Source organism: Nonomuraea typhae, assembly GCF_009760925.1.
In the GTDB taxonomy this organism is placed as follows: Bacteria; Actinomycetota; Actinomycetes; order Streptosporangiales; family Streptosporangiaceae; genus Nonomuraea; species Nonomuraea typhae.
In genome coordinates, this window is sequence record NZ_VRLV01000013.1 from 107748 (window position 1) to 130921 (window position 23174).

Consider the following 23174-nt stretch of genomic DNA (forward strand, 5'->3'; position numbering starts at 1 on the left):
CTCCTTACCTCGCGCGGGCGGGGAAGCTGGGCCGCGAGGTCCTGCTCACCCGGTCCACGGCCATCGCGTAGTAGTGGTCGCCCCGCTTGCCGGCCGGATCTGTCCAGCTCAGGACCCGGTCGCCGGGCAGCACGGCCACCAGGTCGCGGGCGTCGTCGAAGGAGTGGATCGGCCCGGCGGAACGGAAGATCGCGAACTGGAACGGCTCCGCCCGGCCGGTCGCCACGATCTTGAGCTCGACGCCGGCGCTCACCTTGCGGGCCCGCGCGATCACGGGACGGCTGGGGGCGCGGCCGCCGGCCAGGCGCGGCAGCAGCGGCGCCAGCGCGGGGCGCTGGTGGTGCTCGTTGACCGCGGTGGTGACGGACTTGATCCGGTCGGCGCGCACGTCACCGGCGCTGAACCAGATGTCGCCGCTGATCTCGGGGTGGTTGCGGTTGAGCGTGAGGTGCCTGGACAGTTCGGCCGGGTCCTGCCACTGCGGCGCCTGGGCCGGGTCGCCCGCCTTGTAGGCGGCCTGGCCGATCCACAGCAGCGTGCCGGTGCCCTTGGCCACGTCCGACCACCACGGCACCAGCTTGGCGTAGTCGGCCGGCGGCTGGCCGATGTACCAGTAGAGCTGGGGCGCGATGTAGTCGAGCCAGCCCTTCTTCACCCAGCCGCGGGTGTCGGCGTGCAGGTTGTCGTAGGACTGGCCGCCGGCGGTGTCGGAGCCGAGCGGGTCACTGGCCTTGTTGCGCCAGATGCCCGACGGGCTGATGCCCCAGGAGACCTCGGGCTTGACCTCGCGCACCCGCTGCTGCATCTCCGAGACCATGAGGTCGACGTTGTTGCGCCGCCAGGCGGCCAGGTCGGGGAAGCCGGCGCCGTACTTGGCGAAGGCGGCGCTGTCGTCGAAGGCCGCAGTGTTGGTCGGGTAGAAGTAGTCGTCGAAGTGCAGGCCGTCGATGTCGTAGCGGGTGATCGCGTCGAGCATGGCGTCCTGGCAGAACTTGCGCACCTCGGGCAGGCCCGGGTTGTAGTAGAGCTTGCCGCCGAACGGCAGGATCCACTCGGGGTTCTTGCGGCCGGGGTGGTCGGGGTGGAGCTTGGCCGGGTCGGGCTGCATCGAGACGCGGTAGGGGTTGAACCACGCGTGGAAGGCCAGGCCGCGCTTGTGGGTCTCCTCGACGGCGAAGCCGAGCGGGTCGTAGCCGGGGTCCTGCCCCTGAACCCCGGTGATCCACTCCGACCACGGCTCGTACGGCGAGGACCAGAACGCGTCGGCCGTGGGCCGGATCTGCACGAACACCGAGTTGAGCTTGCGCTCGACGGCCAGGTCGAGCCAGGCGAGGTATTCGGCCTTCTGCTCCTCGGCCGTGAGGCCCTTTCTGGACGGCCAGTTGATGTTGACCACGGAGGCGATCCACATGCCGCGCATCTGGCGCAGGGGCGGAACGTAGCCGGTGGCGGCGAAGGCGGGAAGCGGGACGACGGAGGCTGCGGCGGCGAGGGCGAGACCCTTGAAAACGGTCCGTCTGCTGGGCATCTGGGGGGTGGCCTCTCGGGAAGTGGTTGTGTCTGGGGCGACGATGACAGAAAATTACCTTCAATACAACGATTGTGAAGGAAAATGCCGCATGTCGTCTGACCTCCATCGACTTGCCCTAGCCGTCCTCCAGCCTGGCTTCGAGGGGACCACCGCCCCCGACTGGCTGCGCCGGGCACTAGGTGAAGGATTGGGCGGCGCCGTACTGTTCGCCCGCAACCTCCCGAGCGAGCATCTCATCCCCCAGATCCGCGCGGAGAACCCCGACACGGTGATCGCCGTGGACGAGGAGGGCGGCGTCGTCACCCGCTTCGAGGCGCGGACGGGCAGCTCCTTCCCCGGCAACCGCGCGCTCGGCGTCGCCGACGACGAAACCCTCACCGAACGGACCGGCCGGCAGATCGGCCGCATGCTCGCCGACGCCGGCGTCACGCTCGACTACGCGCCCTCGGTCGACGTCAACGCCAACCCCGCCAACCCGGTCATCGGCGTGCGCTCCTTCGGCCCGGAACCCGGCCTCGTCGCCCGGCACGCCGTCGCCTACATCCGCGGCCTGCAAAGCGCCGGAGTGGCCGCCTGCGCCAAGCACTTCCCCGGGCACGGCGACACGATCACCGACTCCCACCTGGACCTGCCCACCGTGCACGCCTCGGCCGGCGAACTGCGGCAGCGCGACCTGCCGCCGTTCCGCGCCGCGATCGCCGCCGGGGTCCAGGCGGTCATGTGCGGCCACCTGCTCGTGCCCGCCCTGGATCCGGAACTGCCGGCGACGCTCAGCCGTACCGTCCTCACCGGGCTGCTGCGCGACGAGCTCGGCTTCGACGGCATGCTGGTCACCGACGCCATCGAGATGAAGGCGGTCGCCGCGCGGTACTCCCCCGGCGAGATCGCCGTGCGCGCGCTCGCCGCCGGGGTGGACGCCATCTGCGCCGGCATCGTCGACGAGCGCGGGCTGCACGAGCTGCGCGACGCGATCGTGGCCGCCGTCCGCTCCGGCGACCTGCCCGCCGCGCGGCTGGAGGAGGCGGCCGCGCGGGTGCGCGCCGTCGTCGAGTGGTACGGCAAGCAGGATCGTTCGGCCCCTGACGACCCCGGCGTGGGCCTGGAGGCGGCCAGGGCCGCGCTGACCGTCACCGGCGCCGCCACGCTGACTCGGCCGCCGCTCGTGGTGGAGGTCAACACGCGCCTCAACCAGGCCGTGGACCCGTCCACGCCGACCGGCCTCACCGCGGCCCTGGCCGCGCGGCTGCCCGGCACCGAGCGGGTCCAGCTCCCGTCCGGGGGCGAACTGCCCGCCTTCGACGATCGGCCGGTCGTGCTGGTGGTGCACGACTCGGCCCGGCACGCGTGGGTACGCGAGCGGATCGCCCAGGCTGCCGCGCTGTGCCCCGACGTGATCGTCGTGGACACCGGCATCCCGGGCGACGAACCGGCCGGGGCCGCCTTCATCGCCACGAACGGGCTGTCGCGGGTGTCGGCGGAGGCGGCGGCGGAATGGCTAACCACGTGAACGAGCCGCGAGGGGGCGGCAGGGCTCAGGCCGGGGCCGAGCCGGCGAACCCGGTGGCCGCGGTCCGGGCCGTGCTGCCGTCGCTGACCCCTGCCGCCCAGGCCATCGCCCGGATCGTCCTCGACGATCCGGGCCTGGTGGTGCGCAGCACGATCACCGAGTTCAGCGCGGTCTCGGGCACCAGCGAGGCGACGATCGTGCGCACCGCCCGCGCGCTGGGCTTCGCCGGGTACTCCCAGATGCGCTTCGCGCTGGCCGCGGCGGTGGCCAAGGAGCCCGAGCGCCTGGTCCCCGGCGACATCGGCCCGGACGACCCGCTCACGGACGTGATCGCCAAGGTCGCCCGCGGCGAGTCGGAGGCCCTGGCCGACACCGCCGCCCAGCTCGACCCCGACCGGCTGGACGCGGTCGTGGCCGCCATCGCGCGGGCGCGCCGCGTCGACGTGTACGGCGTGGCCGCCTCCGGCCTGGTCGCCACCGACATGTCGCAGAAGCTCCTGCGCATCGGGTTGTCCAGCCACCCGTTCAGCGACGCCCACCTGGCGTTGACCAGCGCCGCCCTGCTGTGCGACCAGGACGTGGTGGTGGCGATCAGCTGCACCGGCGAAACCCCGGACGTGCTCGTGCCCGCGCGCACCGCCAAGGACGCCGGGGCCATGCTCGTGGCCATCACCAACAACCCGCGCTCCTCACTGGCCGACCTGGCCGACCACACGCTGGTCTCGGCCGGCCGCGAAACCGCCTTCCGCCCGGGCGCCCTGGCCAGCCGGATCAGCCAGTTGCTCATCGTGGACTGCATCTTCGTGGGCCTGGCCCAGCGCACCTACGAAAGCGCCAACGCAGCCATCCGAGCCACCCGAGAAGCCACCGACCGCTACCGAGGCCGATGACAAGGTTGCCTAGAAGGTGCGTGTCTGCGCTGAAACAGACCGGCTCGTGATCTATCGCGGATAGCCTGAACGGGTGGAAATCGGCGTCAACGTTCCCAATTTCGGGCCCGGGACAGACCCGGCCATCCTTCGGCGCTGGGCGCAAACCGTTGAGGGGCTCGGCTACGGGCTGCTCATGGTCTCCGATCACGTGGCCATCACCCCCGACGTGGCCGCGCAGTACCCGGCCCCCTTCTACGAGCCCTTCACCACGCTGTCCTGGCTGGCCGGCGTCACCGAACGGGTCAAGCTCGGCACCACCGTGCTCATCGTGCCCTACCGGCATCCGCTCCTGGTCGCCCGCATGGCCGCCAACCTCAACCAGCTCAGCGGGGGGCGGTTGGTGCTGGGTGTGGGCGTGGGGTGGGCGCGGGAGGAGTTCGAGGCGCTCGGCCAGCCGTACCGGCTGAGGGGGAAGGTGACCGACGAGTACCTGCGCACGATCCGCGCGGCGTGGGCGGACGCACACGACTACCGTGCCGGGCATATCCCGATCTGGGTGGGTGGGAGCAGTGACGCGGCCCTGCGCCGGGCGGTGCTGCTGGGTGATGCCTGGCATCCCCTGCGGCTCACCCCCGCGCGGCTGCGCGAGCGGCTGGAGCGGTTGCGGGCGCTGGCCGGCGAGCTGGAGCGGCCGGTTCCGGAGCTGGCGCCGCGCATCCAGCTGCGTCTCAGCGACACTCCCGTCACCGATCCGGAACGGCCGGCCGGTGTCGGCACCCTGTCCCAGATCCTCGCCGACCTGGACGAACTGCGCGCGCTCGGCAGCCGGAGCGTCGTGCTCGACCCCTTCGACGGCGACCCGGATGAGACCCTTCACCCTGAGGTGGCCTGGCAGGCTCTGGCCACGGTCGCGACACGATGGGAGCTTTCATGACACCTGACGACGAGCGCCTGCTCCGGCGGGCCATCGAACTGGCCGCCGCGGGGCGCGCCTCCGGCAATCCGCCGTTCGGCTCGCTGCTGGCCGCCGCCGACGGCACGATCCTCGCCGAGGAGCACAACACCACGATCACCGACCGGGACATCAGCTTGCACCCCGAGCTGAAGCTGGCCGTGTGGGCGGCCCGCGAGCTCACCCCGGAGGCCGCGGCGGCCACCACCATGTACACCAGCTGCCAGCCGTGCGGAATGTGCACCGGCGCGATCGAACGCTCCGGGCTCGGCCGGGTCGTCTACGCGCTGTCCGGCGCCCAGCTCGACGACCTCAAATCGGTGGTCACCACCGCGAAGGTCGCCATGGAGGGCCCGGCGCTCCACGACGAGGCCAAGGTCCCGGTCGAGGGCTACTACTAGGCGAGGGCCATCTCCAGCCGGTCGCCCCCGATGAAGGCGAGGAGTCGCTCGGCCTCCTCCTCGACCTCGTCCCGTTCGCGTGCCGAGAGCGGGGCCAGCGGCCGTACCACCAAGTCCTGCCCGGCCACCGCCCACGTGCCGCGGACGAACCCGTCCACCAGGAACATCGGCACCCCGCCCGAGGCCCCCTTGGCGTAGCGCCGGCGGTACTCCTCACAGATCACCCTGCTGCGGTCCCGGTGCCCGAGCAACGCGACGTCGAAGGCGGGCAGGAAGCGTACCGGGACCGGCCGGCCGGGGTCGGCGAGGGGGGCGTCAGGGAGGTCGTACAGCTCCTTGCCGTCCGGGCCGCGGTACACCCTGAGCCGCAGGCCGTCCACCACCTCGCGCAACCGGGTCACGCCCGCCCACGACTGGATGTCCATGACGCTCGCGGGCCCGAACGCGGCCAGGTACCGCAGCACCAGCGTCTCCAGCCGCGGCCCGTCCTCCAGGGGCCGCCCCATCCATTCCTCGGCCAGCGACACCTCGATCCCCGCCGGGCTCCCCCATCGCCCCCAGGCGGCGGCCGGTGGCAGATGGACGAGCGGCACCAGGAGCTCCACCGCGTCCGCCAGCCGCCTGGTCACCTTGACCGGGAAGCGCCCGGCCAGCGCCTCGCCGAGCGCCTTGCGCGTGAGGGCCCGCCCGGCCAGCGCGTCCCGGCCTTCCCTGGCCAGCTCGGCCGCGTCCACGCCGGTCAGCTCGTCGGCGAAATAGGGGTGGGTCAGCGCCACCTCGACGATCGAGCGCACGCTCGGCCGCAGCCACGCGAAGTCTTCTGCGTCGGCCAGGTGCATCGTCCGGCGCACCATCGTGGAACGCACCACCGTGCGCGCCCGCACCAGCGCCTCCAGGTCATCGCGCCGAAATCCGGCCACCCGCGACCACAGCCCGATATGGGGCCAGTTGGGCTCCTGGCCCTGGAGGGCGACCAGGTGGCGGATGACGTCGTGCGCCGAGCGGTCCGTGCGGTCGATGAGGAAGTGCCGTTCGAGCAGGGTCCGGTTGAGCGTGCGCAGGTCGATGCTGGTCATGAGTCATGTGTATCGCCTAATGCGGCAAGATTCTTTCCGCGTTAGCCCGAGGCTGCGCGTTTAGCCGGCGTCGAGCGCGACCCGGATGCCCAGCAGCGCCAGGACCGAGCCGGTCACGGCGTCGAGCGCGCGGCGGACGCGGGGGCGGCGCAGCACGTCCCCCAGCCGGGCCACCACCACCGCGTACAAGCTGAGCCAGGCCAGCGTGATCACCGCGAACGTGACGCCCAGCATGACCATCGCCGGGAAGCTCTGCGCGAACTGCGGCAGGAGGCTAGCGAAGCACGAGAAAGGCGGGCTCCGAGGCCAGCAGCAACGCGCTCAACCCGGCCCCGGCGGCAACGGTCCACACCAGTTGCCCGGTCGCCACCCCGAACGCCACGAACACGCCACCACGCCGGCCACCGCCGATGGACCGCGAGATGGTCAGCGCCGTGTCCTGCCCCGGCGTCAGGATGACGAGCAGGGCAACCCCGAGAAAGGCGAGGTAACCACCGGTCATATCACCCCAGGCTACCCACGGCACGTGACCTCTCGGCAGCCTCGACCACACGCACCAGCCGCCCGAGGTCCGCCGGGACCAACCGGCCCCTTCTCCAGCACTCGATGAGGCATCTTGGCTGTGATCCTGCCCTCGGCATGGTTGACCACAGGCGCGAGCCCCGGCGCCGCAGCGGAGCGAGGACCTTTGGTGTGGGCGGTCCTGTTTACGGTGGTGGGGGCAGTTCGCCGGATCCCCTTGGGATGAGTGTCACCGGGATGCGTACCTCGCGTGGCTCTCGGTCCTGGTCGGTGAGCAGGTCCATGACGGCGTTGCCGATCGCCTCGGGGTCCTGGGCCACGACGGTCAGGCCGGGGTTCAGCAGTTCACCGAGTTCGAGGTCGTCGAAGGCGACCAGTGCGGGCCGCTCGGGGGTCGTGTCGAGTTGTTTGAGTGCTTCGACGGTCAGGCGGTTGTTGGCGGTGATGAGCGCGGTCACCGGGTCCGAGGGGTCGAGGAGCGTGCGCAGCGCGGCGCCCACCGAGCCGGGTGTGGGCGCGCCGAGCCGTACCTCGTCTTCGTTGACCTGGAGGCCGCGGGCGGCCATGGCGGCGCGGAAGCCGGCGACGCGTTCGCGGGAGGTGAAGACGGCGGGGTCGTCGCCCAGGTAGCCGATGCGGCGGTGGCCGTGGGCGGCGAGGTGGTCGACGGCGGCGCGGATGCCGCCGATGTTGTCGGAGAGTACGGCGTCGCAGGCGATGCCCTGGGCGGGGCGGTCCACCGCGCAGACGGGCAGCCCGTTGGCGACCTCGGGCTGCAGGTAGTCCTGGCGTTTGGCGATGGGCGCGACGATGAGGGCGTTCGGGCGGCGGGCGCAGAAGCCGAGCGCCACCTCCCGCTCCCTTGCGGGCTCGTCGTGGCTGGAGCCGATCATGACGACGAGGTCGGACTCTTCCGCTCTGGTTTCGACGGCGCGGCCGATGGCGGCGAAGAAGGGGTCGGCGATGTCGCGCACGACCATGGCGATCACCTGTGAGCGCCCTTGCCGGAGTTGCCGGGCGCCTTCGTTGCGGCGGTAGCCGAGTTCGCGGATGACCTTCTGGACGCGGTCCAGCGTCTCGGGGGCGACGGTGGACTCGCCGTTGACGACGCGGGAGACGGTCTTCAGTGCGACGCCGGCGGCCTGGGCCACGTCCTTCATGGTCGGACGGCGGTGCGAAGGTGCTGACAACGGAGACCTCGGATCGGACAGCGGTTTCCGGCCAGCGTACGGGATATCCCAGGCCAGCTAGGACTGACATCGTTGTCATCCAGACCATGATGACAACGTTGCCATCCCCTCATCGAGCGCTTAGTGTGACGGCGTCAGCGTCACCCCTCAGCGAGGAGTCCGCCTTGCCCGCTCGACTGTTGTCCGCAGAATCGACCGATCTGTTCGTGGGTTCCGAGGCCGCGCCGTACCAGATCTTGACGGTCAGGGCCGCTCAGGGCGAGCGGGAGCAGGCGCTGGAGGTGCGCGGCGAAGGCGTCACGCAGGCTCGGCCGGCCCTTGTGCCCGCCGGGGACGGGGAGGTCACCGTCGAGGTGGCGCTGCAGGTGTCGGCCGATCCGGGCGCCGTGTTGTCCATCGTTGTCACGCTGGGCGAGGAGGTGCTGGAAACCACGTTCACCGCCGAGGAGCCCGGGTGGACGATGTTCCTGGTCTCGCACTTCCACTACGACCCGGTGTGGTGGAACACCCAGGCCGCCTACACCTCTCCCTGGGAGTTTCTGTCGGGGGACTCGACCACTCGGCCGCTCTGGGAGCGCAACGCGTTCGCGCTGGTCGAGGCGCACATCGACCTGGCTTTGCGTGACCCCGACTACAAGTTCGTGCTGGCCGAGGTGGACTACCTCAAGCCGTTCTTCGACACCCATCCCGAGCGCAGGAAGGACCTGCGGGAGCTGATGGCGGCCGGGCGGGTCGAGCTCATGGGCGGCACCTACAACGAGCCCAACACGAACCTGACCGGCGCCGAGACCACGATCCGCAACATCGTCTACGGCATCGGCTACCAGCGTGACATCCTCGGCGGCGACCCGCGCACCGCCTGGCAGCTCGACGCGTTCGGCCACGACCCGCAGTTCCCCGGCTATCTCGCGGCGGCGGGGCTGACCGGCAGCGCCTGGGCCCGCGGGCCCTTCCACCAGTGGGGGCCGATCAGCAAGAACTTCAAGGAGGCCAAGAACGACGCCACCTTGATGCAGTTCCCCAGCGAGTTCGAGTGGATCTCGCCCTCCGGGCTGGGCGTGCTGACCCACTACATGCCCGCGCACTACTCGGCCGGCTGGTGGATGGACTCCTCGCCCTCCCTGGAGGAGGCCACGCAGGCGGTCTACGAGCTCTACCGGTCGCTGAAGCCGGTCGCCGCCTCCAGGAACATCCTGCTGCCCGTCGGCACCGACTACACGCCGCCGAACAAATGGGTCACCGACATCCACCGCACCTGGGCCGAGCGATACGTGTGGCCGAAGTTCGTCTGCGGCACGCCGCGTGACTTCCTCGACGCGGTGCAATCCGAAATTTCATCCTTCAGCCCGCAGACGCGGGACATGAACCCGGTCTACACCGGCAAGGACGTCTCCTACATCGACACCAAGCAGGCCCAGCGCGCCGCCGAGGTGGCCGCGCTGGACGCCGAGCGCCTGTCGGTCTTCGCCCAGTTGCTCGGCCTCAGCGGCTACCCCCACACCGCGCTGGACAAGGTCTGGCGCCAGCTCGCCTACGGCGCCCACCACGACGCGATCACCGGCTCGGAGTCCGACCAGGTCTACATCGACCTGCTCACCGGCTGGCGCGAGGCCCACGACCTGGCCGCCGAGGCCCGCGACCAGGCGCTCGACGCCCTCACCGGGCAGATCACCGCCGACGGCGGCGGCGTCGTGGTGACGAACACGCTGTCGTTCGCGCGCGACGGCCTGGTCTCGGTACGGCTGGCACCGGGCTTCACCGTCGAGGGCGCCGAGTCGGTCACCGCGGACGGCACCACGACCTTCCTGGCCAGGGACGTCCCCCCGCTCGGCTGGCGGACGTACCCGGTCGTCACCGGAACCGGCGGCGCATGGACGGACGCCGGCCGTACCACGATCGAGAACGAACGCTGGCGGGTCAGTGCCGACCCCGCCCGGGGCGGCGTGCTCACCTCGATCCACGACAAGGCGGCCGGCAGGGAGATGCTCACCGGCCCGGGCAACGAGCTGCGCCTCTACGACGAGTACCCGGCGCACCCGGACATGGGCGAGGGCCCCTGGCATCTCATGCCGACCGGCCGGTCCACCGGCTCGGCGGAGAGCACCGCCACGGTCACGGCCGAGTCCAGCCCGATCGGGCAGCGGCTGCGGATCACCGGCCGGGTCGGCGAACTCGCCTACGAGCAGACCGTCACCCTGCTGACCGGCTCCGACCGGGTGGACTTCGAGACCCGGGTGCTCGACTACACCGGCGCCGACCGGCTGCTGCGGGTGCGCTTCCCGGCCCGGGTGGCGGGCGCGCTGCCGGTCTCCGACGTGGCCGGGGCGGTCGTCGGCCGCGGCTTCGCGCTGCCCGACGTGGACTCCGCCGAGCATCCCTGGACGCTCGACAACCCGGCCAACACCTGGTTCGGCCTGTCGGCCACGGCTCGCGTGGAGCTCGGCGAGGCGGGTTCGCGGGCGCTCGGCGTGGCCGAGGTGGTCGTGCCCACCCTGGAGGACGCGCCGAAGGCCCGGGACCTCGTCGTGGCGCTGGCCCGCGCCGGGGTGACCGCCACCACCTCCACCGCCTCCGGCAGCAGGTACGGCTGGCTGGACGTCGACTCGAACCTGCCCGACTTCCGCATCGTGCTCGGCGGGCCCGAGTCGAACCCGCTGGCCGGCGAGCTGCTCTCGCGCAGCGACCCCGCGTTCCTGGACGCGCTGAAGTCCGGAGCCGCGCGGGTGTGGGTGCCCGCCGAGAAGCCGCTGGCCGAGGTCTGGCAGCCGAGCGCGGACCTGCGGGACGTGCGGGCGCTGCCGGCCCTCGTCGTCGCCGGATCGGTGGACGAGCTCGTGGCTGATCTGGCCGACGCGCGGATCTCGGCGGTCTGCCCGGTGGGATCGGAGGAGCTGGAGGACCGGACGGTCGCCCTGCTGACGTATGGGTTGCCGGGGTTCGCGGTGGATCCGTCGGGGGCGTTGCACCTGTCGCTGATGCGGTCGTGCACCGGGTGGCCGAGCGGCGTCTGGCTGGACCCGCCGCGCCGTACCACGCCCGACGGGTCGGCGTTCCAGTTGCAGCACTGGACGCACGAGTTCCACTACGCGCTGGTCGGCGGGGAGGGCGACTGGCGTGCGCTGGAGCTGCCGGCCGCCGGGCAGGAGTTCGTCACGCCCATGCTGGCCCGGGCGGTGGAGGCGCAGGAGGGCACGTTGCCGTCGACGCACTCGCTGCTCGGCGTCTCGCCCGCGCGGCGGGTGTTGTTCGGCACGGTCAAGGCGACCGGGAACCCTCTGGCGCACGGTTCCCTGGAGCGGCCGGACGGGGTGACGATCCGGCTGGTGGAGTCGACGGGGCTGGGGAGCGTGGCCGGGCTGGAGTCGCCGGTGCTGCCGGTGGACGACCTCCTGCGATCGGACTTGCTGGAAATTTCGCGCGAACCAGCGTCTTCGCTGGATTTGTCGGGCGCTGAGGTGGCCACCTTCATCGCGCCCGTCACCCTGCCCGGCGGCGAGTCCGGCACCGTCGCGGAACCCGCCCAGCCCGTCTACAGCCGCTACTGGCTGCACAACAAGGGCCCGGCCCCGCTCGGCTACCTCCCGCTGTCGATCGCCGTCACCCCCGGCCTGGTCACCCCTTCCGGCCCCTTCGAGATCGAGGTGGTCGTCGCGGCCCGCCACGCCTGCGAAGGCGTCGTCGACCTGCTGCTTCCTCCCGGCTGGAGCGCTGCCCCCGCCCGCCGCGCCTTCCGCCTCGAGCCCGACGGCCACCTCCGCTTCCCCGTCACGGTCACCCCGGCCCCGGGCGCGGGCCTGCACTACGTCACCGCCCGCACCGAGGCACACGGCCAGCTCATCGAGGACGTCGCCACCGTCGCCCTGGGCCCGGCCCCCGAACTGCCCGTCTCCGGCCCGCCGCCCGAGGACGACTGGGCCGCCGCCCAGGGCACCAAGGCCACGACGGGCCGCGTCACCGGCCTGGACGTCTCGGTGGCCGCCGACGCGCTCTCCCTGCGCCCCGGCGGCCAGGCGTCACTCACCGTACGGCTGGCCAACACGACCGCGGGCGAGATCCGCGGCGAGGCCCAGCTCGCGGCGCCCTGGGGCACGTGGGAGATGCTGCCCTCGGTCATCCGCGGCTTCACCGTCGCGGCAGGGGACACTGTGGAGGTGGACTTCCCCGTGAACGTGCCTGAGGACGCGGCGCTCGGTCATGCGTGGGCGCTGGCGAAGGTGATGTGGTTCGGCCGCTGCCAGTACGCGCCGGTGGTCCGCCTGGAGGTGACCAGGTGAGCCACGGCCACGCCCACGCCCATGGGCACGGGCACGGCCACGGGCACGGGCACCCGGCGGAGGCGCCGGTGCGCACGCGGCCGCCGGCCACCGGGGCGCCCACCGCGCCCGGGGTGGGCGCGGTGATCGGCTGGGTCAGCGGGCGGCCGGTCCCCCGCGCCCCGCTCGACCGGCGCATCGCCGAACTGCGCGACGGCCCGCTCAGCGCCGCGCTGCCCGCGCCCGGCAGTTCCGAGGACCGGCAGCTCGCCCGCTGGCTCACCCAGGTCATCCTCACCGAGATGGTGTGCGAGGAGGAGGCGCTGCGGCTCGGGCTCTCCCCGGTCGAGGGCCCGGCCCTGGACCGGCTGGCCGCGGTGGAACTGGGCTCCATCACCGCCTCGGCCTACAACGGCAGCCCGTGGGTGAAGGCGCTGTTCGAGCAGGTCCGCGCCGAGGTCCCGGACGCGTGGCGGGCCGGCCCGGCCGGCTCACCGCCGGAGGCGCCGGTGGAGGTACGGCATCAGGTCTTCGCCGAGGCGCCTTCCGGGCCCGTCGGCGAGCAGGAGCTGGAGGCGCTGGGCGAGACCTCCCTGGACACCCTGCCCTCGGCCATCGCGGCGGAGCTGCGCCGGCAGCCGTATGGCACCCTGGTCGGACCGGTCCGGGATGCCCTCGGCTGGCACGTGGCCGTCGCCCGCCCCGCGCGGACGGGCGGCGGTGCCGTACCGGATGGGGCCGTACAGGAGGACAGGCTGGTGGAGGCTGCGCGGCGGCGGGCGTTCGCCCGGTGGCTGGACAGGCTGCGGGCGGAGCGGGTGGAGCTCGTGCCGGGGCTGGAGCACCCCGGCGATCCGCGTCAGCCCGACAACCACCACAAGCACTGATGGCCTGCGTTCTGGCCATCGACATCGGCGGCACCAAGCTGGCCGCCGCGCTGGTCGACAGGGAGGGGACGGTGCTGCGCGACGGCACCGTCCCGACCCCGCGCGACGGGGTGATGGCGGCGCTGGCGGAGCTCGTCGAGCGGGTCACCGCGGGCGGGCCGCGGCCGGTGGCGGCCGGGATCGGCAGTGCGGGGCCCATGGACGGCGTGGCGGGCACGGTGAGCCCGGTGAACATGCCGAGCTGGCGCGGGTTCCCGCTGCGGGACAGCGTGCGGGAGCTGACCGGGCTGCCGGTGGTGCTGGCCGGGGACGCCCAGTGTTTCGCGGTCGGCGAGCACTGGCTGGGCGCGGGCCGCGGCAGCCCCTCGCTGCTCGGGATGGTCGTGTCCACGGGCATCGGCGGCGGGCTGGTGATCGGCGGCGTCCCGCTGCTCGGCCCCACCGGGAACGCCGGGCACGTGGGGCACATGAGCGTGGATCCGTACGGCGAGGAGTGCGAGTGCGGCGGGCGCGGGTGCGTCGAGCGCTACGCGAGCGGGCCGAACCTGGCGCGCTGGGCGCGTGAGCAGGGGTGGCGCGGCCCTGATGCGCAGGCGCTGGCCGCCGACGCGGAGAAGGGTGACGCGGTGGCCCTCGCCGCGTTCGAGCGTGGCGCCCGCGCGCTGGGCGGAATGATCGTCTCGATGGCGGCCGCGGTCGAGGTGACGACGGTGGTCATCGGCGGCGGGGTGGCCAACGCGGGCAAGGTGCTCTTCGATCCGCTGGAGCGGGCCATCGAGGAGACCGCGGGGCTGGCGTTCGTGAAGGCGGTGCGCGTCCATCCGACCACGCTCGGAATCCGGGCGGCGCTCGCCGGCGCCGCGAAGCTCGCGTGGGACCTCTAGCGTCGGCAGGCTTGCACTATCTTCCTGTCTCCCTCAGTTTATGCGTATACCGAGATGAGGGGGGAAATGTGCCGGATCCGGTCGCCCAGCTGTTGGCCGACCTTGCGCACGTGCCGCCGCACGTTCTCCTGAATGCCATCAGGAGCGGGCTTCGCCTGCGCGAGGTCACCAGCCAGGATTTCCAGCACCACGATGTTTTCTCCCTCGTTTACGCCAGCCTCGAAAGCAACGCAGGACGCCTCACGCTCATCGAGGTCGTCAGGTCCCGGCCGGACACCTCGGAAAAGGCGGCGGAGATCGCCCAGCTTCTCTACCCGGCCGCCCCGCTGCTGGACGAGCCCGAATTCCAGCGCATCCTGGCGCTGCTGCACCAGTGCGCCGTGGACGATCTGGGCGCGCTGTTCCATGCCGCCACTCAGGGCAACGCGCTCTCGCTGCCGTCCGGTCTGGCGACGCTGCCGGCGTTGTTCATCTTCCTGACCGACTCCAACACCCGGCCCGGCACGTTGCCGCCCGCGCTCAGGCTCGTGGCGTACGCGATCCGCAACCTCGTCTACCAGCAGAGCCCGGTGCTGCAGGAGCTCGTCACCGACCTGCGCACGTGGCTGTATCGGCAGTGCGACAGGCTGCGCGACGTGGGTGACACCAAGGCCGCCGTGGAGCTGGACGACCTCCTGCGCAACCCGCCGCCCTTCCCGCGCGAGGACTTCCCGGTCTCCCTCATCGTCGAGCTCGACCGTCTGCCCGCCCCCAACGACCAGCGCGACCTCTACCAGATCCGGCACTGGCGGCAGACGGATCACACCAGGTGGCAGCCGATGGCCATGGGCTCGGAGAACGTGCCGAGGGCGCAGGTGCCGCGGCGGGTGTACGAGCTGATCAGCGAGGCGGAGGAGGAATGGGCCCGCAAGGAGCGCGGCCCGCTGATCCTGGAGTTCCTGCTGTCCCCCGAGCTGATCAACCTGGGCGTGGACCAGTGGCCGCAGGACATGGGCAACGGGCTGCCGCCGCGCAAGCTGGGCCTCGACTACGAGGTCGTCATCCGCAGCGACTCCCGGCTGCGCCCGCTGCGCCGGCACCGGGACTGGCGGGCGCGGTGGGAACGCTGCATGAGCGGCGCCGGCGTGGCGCACCTGGCTCCGTTGCACAAGGAGATGGACCTGGCCGGGCTCCACCACAAGTTGCGGGTGGGCGATCATCTCGTCGCGCTGGTGCTGTCGACGCCGCCGGACCAGGAGCCGGGGCGCTCTCAGCTCCGGGCCGCCATGGACGCGGGGCTGCCGATCGTCCTGTGGAGTAGAAACTCCGCGCAGAATAAGGATTTCTGTCAATCACTCAGGGATGTCGTGCAGTCACAGCAGCTCCGTCGCCTTCCGACGAGCGTTCGACATATTCGGAGTACAGCGGCGGAAATATGCGACAACTTCGCCCTTTTATGGGACGACCCAAATCATCGGGTGGCCTCAACCGGCCAGTTAAAACGGCCAAACTGAGGGCTTGCGGGAGCCTTGCGGAAAAGAGGATCCTGCGAATATACCTTCGACCAAACCGAGGACATTCGCTCATGACCCCTGAGAGGCCAGACGGCGACGGTCTTGACATCGTTCCCCAGGAATGGTTTATCTACCGCGGCACCGGCCAACCACTCAGCGACGGCTCCCTGCGCACTGCCCTCCCCAGCCCGCCACCCTGGCGGAACTTCGACGGCGGCCCCCTCCAGCAGCCCCCCGCCGAAGACCTCGACGAGCTCGCCCGCAGGCTCGGCCCCGCCGACCCCGCCAGAACCCGCCGGGCGATCAACCACGACGAGGTCGTCGCCGTCAACGCCGCCCTCTTCCTGCGCCGGCCGCTGCTGGTCAGCGGGCCGCCCGGCGTGGGCAAATCCACCCTCGCCTACCAGATCAGCCGCGAGCTGCGGCTCGGCCCGGTGCTCAGATGGCCGATCAACAGCAGGGTCACCCTACGGTCCGGGATGTATGACTACGACGCCATCGCCCGGGTCCACGAGGCCCGCCGCCGGGAGGCCACCCAGGGCAGCACGGCCGAGACCGACATCGGCGACTACGTGCAGCTCGGCCCCCTGGGCACCGCGCTGCTGCCGTACGAACTGCCCAGGATGCTGCTGATCGACGAGTTCGACAAGAGCGACCCCGACCTGGCCAACGACCTGCTCGACGTGCTCGAAGAGGGCGCCTACGAGATCACCGAACTGGCCAGGATCCGCGCGCAGCACCCCGAGGTCCGCGTCCACACCGCCGACCCGGGACGCGACGCCGTCATCCACGGGGGCTCGCTGCGCTGCCGGGCCTTCCCGTTCATCGTCATCACGAGCAACGGCGAACGCGAGTTCCCCCCGGCCTTCCTGCGCCGCTGCGTGCGCCTGGAGATGCCGGAGCCCACGCCCGAGCGGCTGGCCGACCTGATCACCGCCCATTTCTCCGGTACGGCCGAGCCGTACATGCAGGAGCTCATCCAGGAGTTCCTCAACTACCGCCGATGGCAGACCATGGCAGCCGACCAGCTTCTGAACGTCCTGTATCTGGCCATGCAGAAACCTGAGGAGCGCTTCGACCCCGGCGACCGGTCCTGGCGGCAGGTGATGGACACGGTGCTGCAGCGCTTGGACGCGGCAGGACCGGTGTGAGCACGCCCGCCCATCCGCCCCAGCGGGGTCCGCGTTCCGGGCCTCGCTGGCAAGAGCTCGCCGAGGTCCTGTGGCTGGCCGCACATATCGCGTCCACCGTCCCGCCCGAAAGACCCAAGGCGGCATCGCCGCCCAAGCCGCCGCAGGGAAGGCCCCGCACCCCTCCCCAGACACGTGGCGACGGAAAACCTCCACCCCCCGAGACCCCGCCCCCGGAACTCCCCGAGGACCACCAGCCCGTCCGGCTCATCCCCTGGCCGAAGGGCACTGCGCCCCCCGTACCCGCCGTCCTCGCCGACACCGCCCCGTCGCGGACGTTCTTCAAGGCCCTGCGGCCGTTCCGGCTCACCTCCGCCACCTCCCACCGGCCTCCGGAGATGGACGAGGTAGCCACCGCCGAGCAGGCCGCGGACGGCGGCCTCTGGCTGCCGGTCCTGCGCGAGGCGCGCGAGCGGATGCTCGACCTGGACATCGTCCTCGACGACGGCCAGTGCGCCCGCCTCCACCGCGCCGAGGGGCTGCGGCTGGTGAGCGCCCTGACCGCGGCCGGCGCCTTCCGCCGCATCCGGGTGCACCTGCTCGACACCGACGTCAAGACCCAGGACGAGCTGCGCCTGACCGCGCTGGGCGGCGGCTCCATCGCCCTGCCCGCGACCGCGCTGGCCCTGCCCGCGTACACGGGCCGGCGGCTGATCGTCATCTTCACCGACGGCGTCGGCGACGCCTGGCACAGCGGGGCCGCCACCCGCCTGCTCGCCCGCTGGGGACAGGGCAACGCCGTCTGCGTGATCCACGCGCTGCCCGCCCGGCTGTGGCGCCGGACCGGCGTGCCCGCCGTACGGGCCGAATTACGCACGCCCGGGGTCGCCGCCCCCAGCGCCCGGTACGGCGAGGCCGCCGGCGAGGTGATGGTCCCGGTGATCGAGGCCGAACCCTGCCAGATCGAGACCTGGGCGGAGTTCGTCGTCGCGGCCCGCACCCGCTGGCGGGGCGCCGCCATCTCCTGCTCGCCGCAGGAGGCGCCGCCGTACGAGGAGGGCGAGGACGACCACGAACAGCCCTCGGCCGAGGAGCAGGTCCGGCGCTTCCGCATGGACGTGACGCCGACCACGTTCCACCTCGGGGTGCTGCTCGCGGCGGCCCCGCTCAACCCGGAGGTCATGAGCCTGGTACGGCGGGCGCTCCTGCCGCGCTCGAGCGGGGCGCACATGACCGAGTTACTGGGCAGCGGACTGATCAAACGCGCCGACTCGCCCGCCGCGGAGCTGCCCATCACCGGCGGCGTGCCCTTCGACTTCCAGCCGGGGGTCAGGGAGGAACTGCTCCAGGCGGGCCGCCGATCGGAGACGGCCCGCGTGCTCATCGCGGTGGCCGACCATCTCGCGCCCGACATCAGGGAGCTCGGCGAGCTGCGCCACGTGATCGTCTCCCCCAGCAGCGCCGACATGCCGGAGCTCCCCGAACGGCTGGCGCCCATCCTCGCCCCCACACTCTCCGCCATGGAGGCCATGTCAGGGCCCTATACCAAACCTGCACGGGCCCTGAGATCGGCATTGTTTACTGACCATCCTGACAGGAGTGAAGATCCCCCTGCCGGGCATGCACCAACGGGTGAACCGGGTGAACCGGGCCCTGCGGCCGGCGTGTATGCCCATGTCACCAAAGATCGCCCGGAACAAGATAATTTCGGAGTAAGCGTGAACATGAGTGCTACACCGTCTCGCACACGCCTGTCCAACGAGCCGACTCCCGTCTGGAACGTCCCCCAGAAGAACCAGAGCTTCACCGGCCGGGAAGAGTTGCTGCACCTTCTCCACGAACGCCTTTCGACCGGAACGACCGCGGTGCTGCCCGAGGCGTTGCACGGACTGGGCGGCGTGGGGAAGTCACAGATCGCCATCGAATATTGCTATCGGCATCAAGAGGACTACGACCTGATCTGGTGGATCTCCGCCGAACGCCTCCACGTGGTCCGGCAGGCGTACGTCGACCTGGCCACCCATCTCAACCTCGACGTCGGTGAACCCAACGTGGCCGTGCCCGCGGTCAAGGAGGCGCTCCGGCTCGGCCGGCCGTACGCGAACTGGCTTCTGGTCTTCGACAACGCCGAGGACGTGGAGGAGATCCGGCGGTTCTTCCCCACCAACGGGCCGGGCAAGATCATGATCACCTCTCGGTCGCGGGCCTGGTTCTCGTACGCGGCCAAGCTGGAGGTCGACGTGTTCCAGCGCGAGGAGAGCAGGGAACTGCTGCGCAAACGCGGCCCCGCCCTCACCGACAGCGACGCCGACCAACTGGCCGAGCGGCTCGGCGACCTCCCTCTCGCGATCGAGCAGGCCGCTGTCTGGCTGAACGAGAGCGGCATGCCGTTCGAGGAGTACCTGCGGTTGTTCGACGGCAAGCGCGATGAGCTGCTGAAGCTGGAGGGCCCGTTCACCCCGGTCGCCGTGGCGTGGAACATCTCCTTCGAGCAACTGCGGCGCAGCCATCCGGCGGCGCTGCAACTGCTGCAGGTCTGCTCGTACCTGGCGCCGGAGCCCATCCCGAGATCCCTGCTGACCAGCAGCCGCGACCTCAAGGGGCCCGCGGAACTGGTCCAGACGATGCGTGACCCGATCGAGCTGGCCCGCACCACCCGCGCGATCAACCAGTACGCGCTGGGGAAGATGAACCACCGCGACAACACGTTCTCGCTCCACCGGCTGGTCCAGCGCGTGGTCGTCAGCCAGCTCACCCCCGACGAGGCCAAGGTGATCCGCCAGTGCGGGCACATGCTGCTGGCCAACGCCGACCCGAAGAACCCCCGTGACCGTACCCGGTGGGCTGAGTACCAGGCGCTGGTCCCGCACGTCTACAGCGCGAAGCTGGAGGAGAGCGACGATCCCTGGGCCCGCAACCTGGTCATCAACATCATCGACTACCTGTTCCTCTGGGGCGACATCGACGCCTTCCTGGCGATGGCCGAGCGGGTCTGGGAGAGGTGGACGAACGACCTCGGCGCGGACCACGACTCGACCCTGGCGGCGGAGCTCAGGCTCGGGCGGGCCCTGGTGATGTCCGTCAGGTTCGAGGACGCGCTCCAGCACCACCTGCACGCGAGGGACGCGCTGAAGGAAAAACTCGGGCCCGATCACGAGCGCACCCTGGAGGCCGAAGGCTATCTCGCGATCGTCCTGCGCTTCCTGGGCCGCTTCTCCGAGGCCCTGGAGATCGACCAGCGCTCCTACGACACGCTGGTGCGCAGGTTCGGCCCGGACGATCCGCTCTCCCTGGAGCAGGCCCACCTGCTCGCCATCGACCTGCGGCTCAGCGGCGAGCCGGACCAGGCCAGGGATCTCGACGAGGAGACCTACGGCCGCAAGGAGGAGGTTCTCGGACCCGACAGCCTCAGCACGCTCAGCTCCCGCGCCGCGCTGGCCATCGACGAGATGGAGTGCGGCCGGTACGTCGAGGCCCGCGAGCTGCAGGTCGAGCACGCCGACGCCCTGGTCCGCCGCTATGGCAAATCACATCCGGGCGCGATGGCGGGAATCGCCATTTTGTCGGTCATGAACCGCAAGGCGGGCCGGCACGACGAGGCGCTGAAAGGCTCCGAGGAGGCCAGAAACCTGTACATGGCGCGCTATGGCGAGAAAGATCAGGAGACGGTGGCGATCACGCTGAATCACGCGGTGAACCTCCGCCACACCGGCGATCTCAAGAAGTCGGTGGAGATCGGCAGACAGGCCAAGCAGTTCTACGCGGAGATTTTCGGCGTCGATCATCCGAACACCCCGGTCGCCGACGTCAACCTCGCCGTGAGCCTCCGGCTGAGCGGCCGCGTCGAAGAGGCCCTCGAGCTCGACGAGTCGGCCCTGGCGCAATTCGACCGGCTGCTGGGAACCGATCACCCCCGCGCCCTTCTCTGCGCCGTGAATCTCGCCAGCGACCTGGCCGCGCTGGGCCGGCACGAGGAGGCGCTCGCGCGTGACCGCGACACCCTGGAACGCCTCAGGCGCAATCAGGGCGACAACCACCCGACCACCCTGGCCTGCCAGCTCAACCTCGGTCTCGATCTGGAAGCGGTGGGCCAGGCGGAGGAGTCACATGCGCATGTCGTCGACGCCATCAGAAGGTACCGGCAGGTGCTCAATGAGGATCATCCAGCCATTCTCTCCGCCGTTCAGGGTAAACGCGCTAACTGCGACATCTATCCCATCCCTCTCTAGGCGTAGAGGTTCGCCGGCGGGGTACACATATACACAGCGAGATGGACAACGTTGTCTAGCCCATTAACCGGTCAGGGAATCGACTCGAATCGAAGCAACGTGATCATCAAATTAGATCTCGCACTGGCCGACTGGCGCACCAGCACATACAGTAACACTCAAGGCGGATGCGTCAGCGTGGCGAACCTGGGCGCATATTGCGCGGTCCGGGACAGCAAGAATGTCGAACAGCGATTCACGGTCTCCCGGGACTCGTGGAACGCGTTTATCGAGGCGCTGAAACGGAGAGAGATTCAGTGAAGTGGAGGGGCGTGAATACAGGCCATTCACGCCCCTTTAATCATCGGCTCTGCAACTTGATCGACTCGATGAACTGCGAGAAGGACTTCCGCGAGAAGGTCAGGTGCGGGTTCCCGGGGTTCTTCGAGTCACGAACACCCAGGTCAGCACCGATCTCGGCGACTTCGACACAGGTACCGAACTCCTGTTGAGTGCTGTAGCTGCTCTTTCGCCAGCTAAGCTGCTGATTGGCCACGAATCCTACCCTTTCTGCCCGATTGACGGTGTCTCCATATCGCAGAGACAATAGGTTCGCCAGCCTACCTCCCCTGGTAATACGATGGCGCGCATGACGAAGCCGAGTGCCAGCAGTTTTGATCTCAGCGCCGTGACCTGGATCAGCAGCGACGACCCCGACATTACGGATCCGGTCGAAATCGCCTTTGTGGGCGAAAACATCCTCATGCGCAATGGCGCGGACACGGGCAACGTCCTGGTATTCACGCAGGCAGAATGGGATGCGTTCGTGGCCGGGGCCCTCGACGGCGAATTCGACTACTGAAGCCTGCGCACCATCTCGGCCAGCGCCGCCACCGGCAGAGACTCCCCTTCCAGCATCGTCAGCGCACGCAGCAGATCCTCGAACCCCTGCCGGTACCCCATGCACGCCTTGGCCAGGTTGACCAGCGCGACCGTGGTGCGCTCGTCCCGGGCGGCGGCCCCGGCCACCGGCGGGCCCATGAGATCGAGCACGACGTCCCGGTCCCGCGGCGACTGCAACGACGGCACCTGCCCCATCACGACGACCAGCTCCTGGAAGTGGTGCCGGCCGCCCTCCGACGGCGGTTTCAGCAGCCGCAGCAACGCCCGCACGTACGCGGCGGCGGCCAGCGCGGCATACGGCTGCCAGGTGTCGGTCTTGTCCCTGCTGCCGTAGTCCGCGATCCCCCGCACCACCAGGCACTCCCGGCCCGCCAGCGCCAGGCTGCCGGCCACCCCGGCGGCCTCCATCTCGATCGCCAGCAGGTCGTTCGGCCGCGCCAGCTCGTCGCGCCTGGCCGCGCTGCGCAGCAGCTCTTCGCCGCTGCCGATGCGCCCGTAGAAGACCTTGGTGGGCCGGTCCTTGTCGTCCTCGGGGTCGGGCCGGCGGTAGGCCAGCGACGGCACCGGGGACATCAGACCCCGCCACGGCTCCTCGCCGCCGAGCTCCAGCGAGCGCATCGCCACCACGGCCCGCCGCAGCAGAGCCGAGGCGGGCAACGGGTCGCCGCGCAGCTTGACGCCGTCCTCGGTGACCCGGCGATGGCTGTGGTTGATGACGCCGCTGTCACCGACCACGATGTCGCCCAGCCGAACGTCCCGCTCCGGGTCCTCCGGCCTGGGCATGCCGGCGGCGTGGCCACACAGGACGGCGGCGCGGACGGACGGGAAGCTGCGCACGAGATTCGCGGAGGCGTCGGCGGCGGCCACGACGTTGGTCTCGACCAGCGAGGTGACCACGACAGAACCGCACTCGACATGGGCGAGAACGTAGTCGTTCGGATCGTCGCCGGGCGGACGCACCCGGCTGACGGGACCCAGAGTCCAGCGCAGGGCGACGGACTCGACGGGCAGTGCCGTGATCAACGCGATCTGGGGGGCGGCGTTCATCGTCACTCCGCGAGGTTGGCCTACGCCCAGAGTAAATTCACTCGCGTTCGGCCGCCCGCGCTTCACGTCGATCGATGATCCGGCGGGTGAACGGGACGACCTCGACGATCTTCGCCCCGAGGTACGCCCCGGCCAGGCCCAGGGCCACCAGGACGACCGGACTCGTGGAGATGTCCATCAGGGTCGTGTACGCACGCAGGATCAGATCGAGCATCAAGTCACTCCGGGGGATGAACCGGACACAGGGTCCTTAGGTTAACCGGACTTTACCCCTGCTTGACCCCGCACCCGGAGGTGCCGGGTGCGGGATGCCGCTGG

20 protein-coding genes are annotated in these 23174 nt (G+C 70.7%); 12 read left to right on the forward strand and 8 right to left on the reverse strand.

What is annotated here, in order from left to right:
- Window positions 1-4: 4 nt before the first annotated feature.
- A complete protein-coding gene (locus tag FVE25_RS38265; protein ID WP_157252387.1) occupies window positions 5-1528 on the reverse strand; it encodes a glycoside hydrolase family 10-like protein in 1524 nt (507 codons plus the stop codon).
- Between the two features lie 91 nt (window positions 1529-1619).
- Here FVE25_RS38265 and FVE25_RS38270 point away from each other — a divergent pair, with 91 nt between their 5' ends.
- From FVE25_RS38270 to FVE25_RS38285, 4 genes are all read left to right on the forward strand, one after another.
- Window positions 1620-3038, forward strand: coding sequence for a glycoside hydrolase family 3 protein (locus FVE25_RS38270; protein WP_157252388.1), 1419 nt, complete (start codon window positions 1620-1622; stop codon window positions 3036-3038).
- The gene (locus FVE25_RS38275) at window positions 3035-3928 is read left to right on the forward strand and encodes a MurR/RpiR family transcriptional regulator (protein ID WP_246268102.1); all 894 of its coding nucleotides are present in this window, start codon (window positions 3035-3037) and stop codon (window positions 3926-3928) included. Before FVE25_RS38270 ends, FVE25_RS38275 begins: the two co-directional genes overlap by 4 nt.
- Before the next feature lie 73 nt (window positions 3929-4001).
- Window positions 4002-4844, forward strand: a complete 843-nt coding sequence (locus FVE25_RS38280; RefSeq protein WP_157252390.1) for an LLM class flavin-dependent oxidoreductase — start codon at window positions 4002-4004, stop codon at window positions 4842-4844.
- Window positions 4841-5263, forward strand: a complete 423-nt coding sequence (locus FVE25_RS38285) for a nucleoside deaminase (RefSeq protein WP_157252391.1) — start codon at window positions 4841-4843, stop codon at window positions 5261-5263. The genes FVE25_RS38280 and FVE25_RS38285 overlap by 4 nt, the downstream gene beginning before the upstream one ends.
- Here FVE25_RS38285 and FVE25_RS38290 read toward each other — a convergent pair.
- The 4 genes from FVE25_RS38290 to FVE25_RS38300 form a co-directional block, all read right to left on the reverse strand.
- Window positions 5260-6339 carry a winged helix DNA-binding domain-containing protein gene (locus FVE25_RS38290; protein WP_157252392.1) on the reverse strand — a complete coding sequence of 360 codons (1080 nt, stop codon included), beginning with the start codon at window positions 6337-6339 and terminating at the stop codon, window positions 5260-5262. The genes FVE25_RS38285 and FVE25_RS38290 overlap by 4 nt on opposite strands.
- Before the next feature lie 60 nt (window positions 6340-6399).
- Window positions 6400-6579, reverse strand: a complete 180-nt coding sequence (locus tag FVE25_RS54545) for a LysE family transporter (protein ID WP_219825831.1) — start codon at window positions 6577-6579, stop codon at window positions 6400-6402.
- 34 nt (window positions 6580-6613) lie between these two features.
- On the reverse strand, window positions 6614-6841 hold the full coding sequence (locus FVE25_RS54550; protein WP_219825832.1) for a LysE family transporter: 228 nt from the start codon (window positions 6839-6841) through the stop codon (window positions 6614-6616).
- A gap of 205 nt (window positions 6842-7046) precedes the next feature.
- Window positions 7047-8021: a LacI family DNA-binding transcriptional regulator gene (locus FVE25_RS38300; protein WP_157252393.1), complete on the reverse strand. Its 975-nt coding sequence runs from the start codon at window positions 8019-8021 to the stop codon at window positions 7047-7049.
- A 194-nt stretch (window positions 8022-8215) separates the two neighbouring features.
- On the opposite strand from FVE25_RS38300, the gene FVE25_RS38305 reads away from it, so the two are divergent.
- From FVE25_RS38305 to FVE25_RS56530, 7 genes are all read left to right on the forward strand, one after another.
- Window positions 8216-12325, forward strand: a complete 4110-nt coding sequence (locus FVE25_RS38305) for a glycoside hydrolase family 38 N-terminal domain-containing protein (RefSeq protein ID WP_157252394.1) — start codon at window positions 8216-8218, stop codon at window positions 12323-12325.
- Window positions 12322-13191, forward strand: coding sequence for a DUF7158 domain-containing protein (locus FVE25_RS38310; protein ID WP_219825833.1), 870 nt, complete (start codon window positions 12322-12324; stop codon window positions 13189-13191). The genes FVE25_RS38305 and FVE25_RS38310 overlap by 4 nt, the downstream gene beginning before the upstream one ends.
- Window positions 13191-14075 (forward strand): ROK family protein, encoded by an 885-nt coding sequence (locus tag FVE25_RS38315; protein ID WP_157252395.1) that lies wholly within the window; start codon window positions 13191-13193, stop codon window positions 14073-14075. The genes FVE25_RS38310 and FVE25_RS38315 overlap by 1 nt, the downstream gene beginning before the upstream one ends.
- Window positions 14076-14143: 68 nt before the next feature.
- Window positions 14144-15568 carry a VMAP-C domain-containing protein gene (locus FVE25_RS38320; protein ID WP_157252396.1) on the forward strand — a complete coding sequence of 475 codons (1425 nt, stop codon included), beginning with the start codon at window positions 14144-14146 and terminating at the stop codon, window positions 15566-15568.
- 71 nt (window positions 15569-15639) lie between these two features.
- Window positions 15640-16719 carry an AAA family ATPase gene (locus FVE25_RS38325; RefSeq protein WP_157252397.1) on the forward strand — a complete coding sequence of 360 codons (1080 nt, stop codon included), beginning with the start codon at window positions 15640-15642 and terminating at the stop codon, window positions 16717-16719.
- Entirely contained in the window at window positions 16716-20927 is a 4212-nt protein-coding gene (fxsT, locus tag FVE25_RS38330) for an FxSxx-COOH system tetratricopeptide repeat protein (protein WP_281367950.1), read from the forward strand. Before FVE25_RS38325 ends, fxsT begins: the two co-directional genes overlap by 4 nt.
- 99 nt (window positions 20928-21026) lie before the next feature.
- Window positions 21027-21227 (forward strand): DUF397 domain-containing protein, encoded by a 201-nt coding sequence (locus FVE25_RS56530; RefSeq protein ID WP_157252399.1) that lies wholly within the window; start codon window positions 21027-21029, stop codon window positions 21225-21227.
- Between the two features lie 40 nt (window positions 21228-21267).
- Here FVE25_RS56530 and FVE25_RS38340 read toward each other — a convergent pair whose 3' ends face one another.
- Window positions 21268-21462 carry a DUF397 domain-containing protein gene (locus tag FVE25_RS38340; protein ID WP_157252400.1) on the reverse strand — a complete coding sequence of 65 codons (195 nt, stop codon included), beginning with the start codon at window positions 21460-21462 and terminating at the stop codon, window positions 21268-21270.
- A 93-nt stretch (window positions 21463-21555) separates the two neighbouring features.
- On the opposite strand from FVE25_RS38340, the gene FVE25_RS38345 reads away from it, so the two are divergent.
- Entirely contained in the window at window positions 21556-21768 is a 213-nt protein-coding gene (locus FVE25_RS38345) for a DUF397 domain-containing protein (RefSeq protein WP_157252401.1), read from the forward strand.
- Here FVE25_RS38345 and FVE25_RS38350 read toward each other — a convergent pair.
- Window positions 21762-22856, reverse strand: coding sequence for an effector-associated domain 2-containing protein (locus FVE25_RS38350; RefSeq protein ID WP_157252402.1), 1095 nt, complete (start codon window positions 22854-22856; stop codon window positions 21762-21764). The genes FVE25_RS38345 and FVE25_RS38350 overlap by 7 nt on opposite strands.
- Window positions 22857-22893: 37 nt before the next feature.
- Window positions 22894-23070, reverse strand: coding sequence for a hypothetical protein (locus tag FVE25_RS54055; RefSeq protein WP_181019853.1), 177 nt, complete (start codon window positions 23068-23070; stop codon window positions 22894-22896).
- Window positions 23071-23174: the final 104 nt, after the last annotated feature.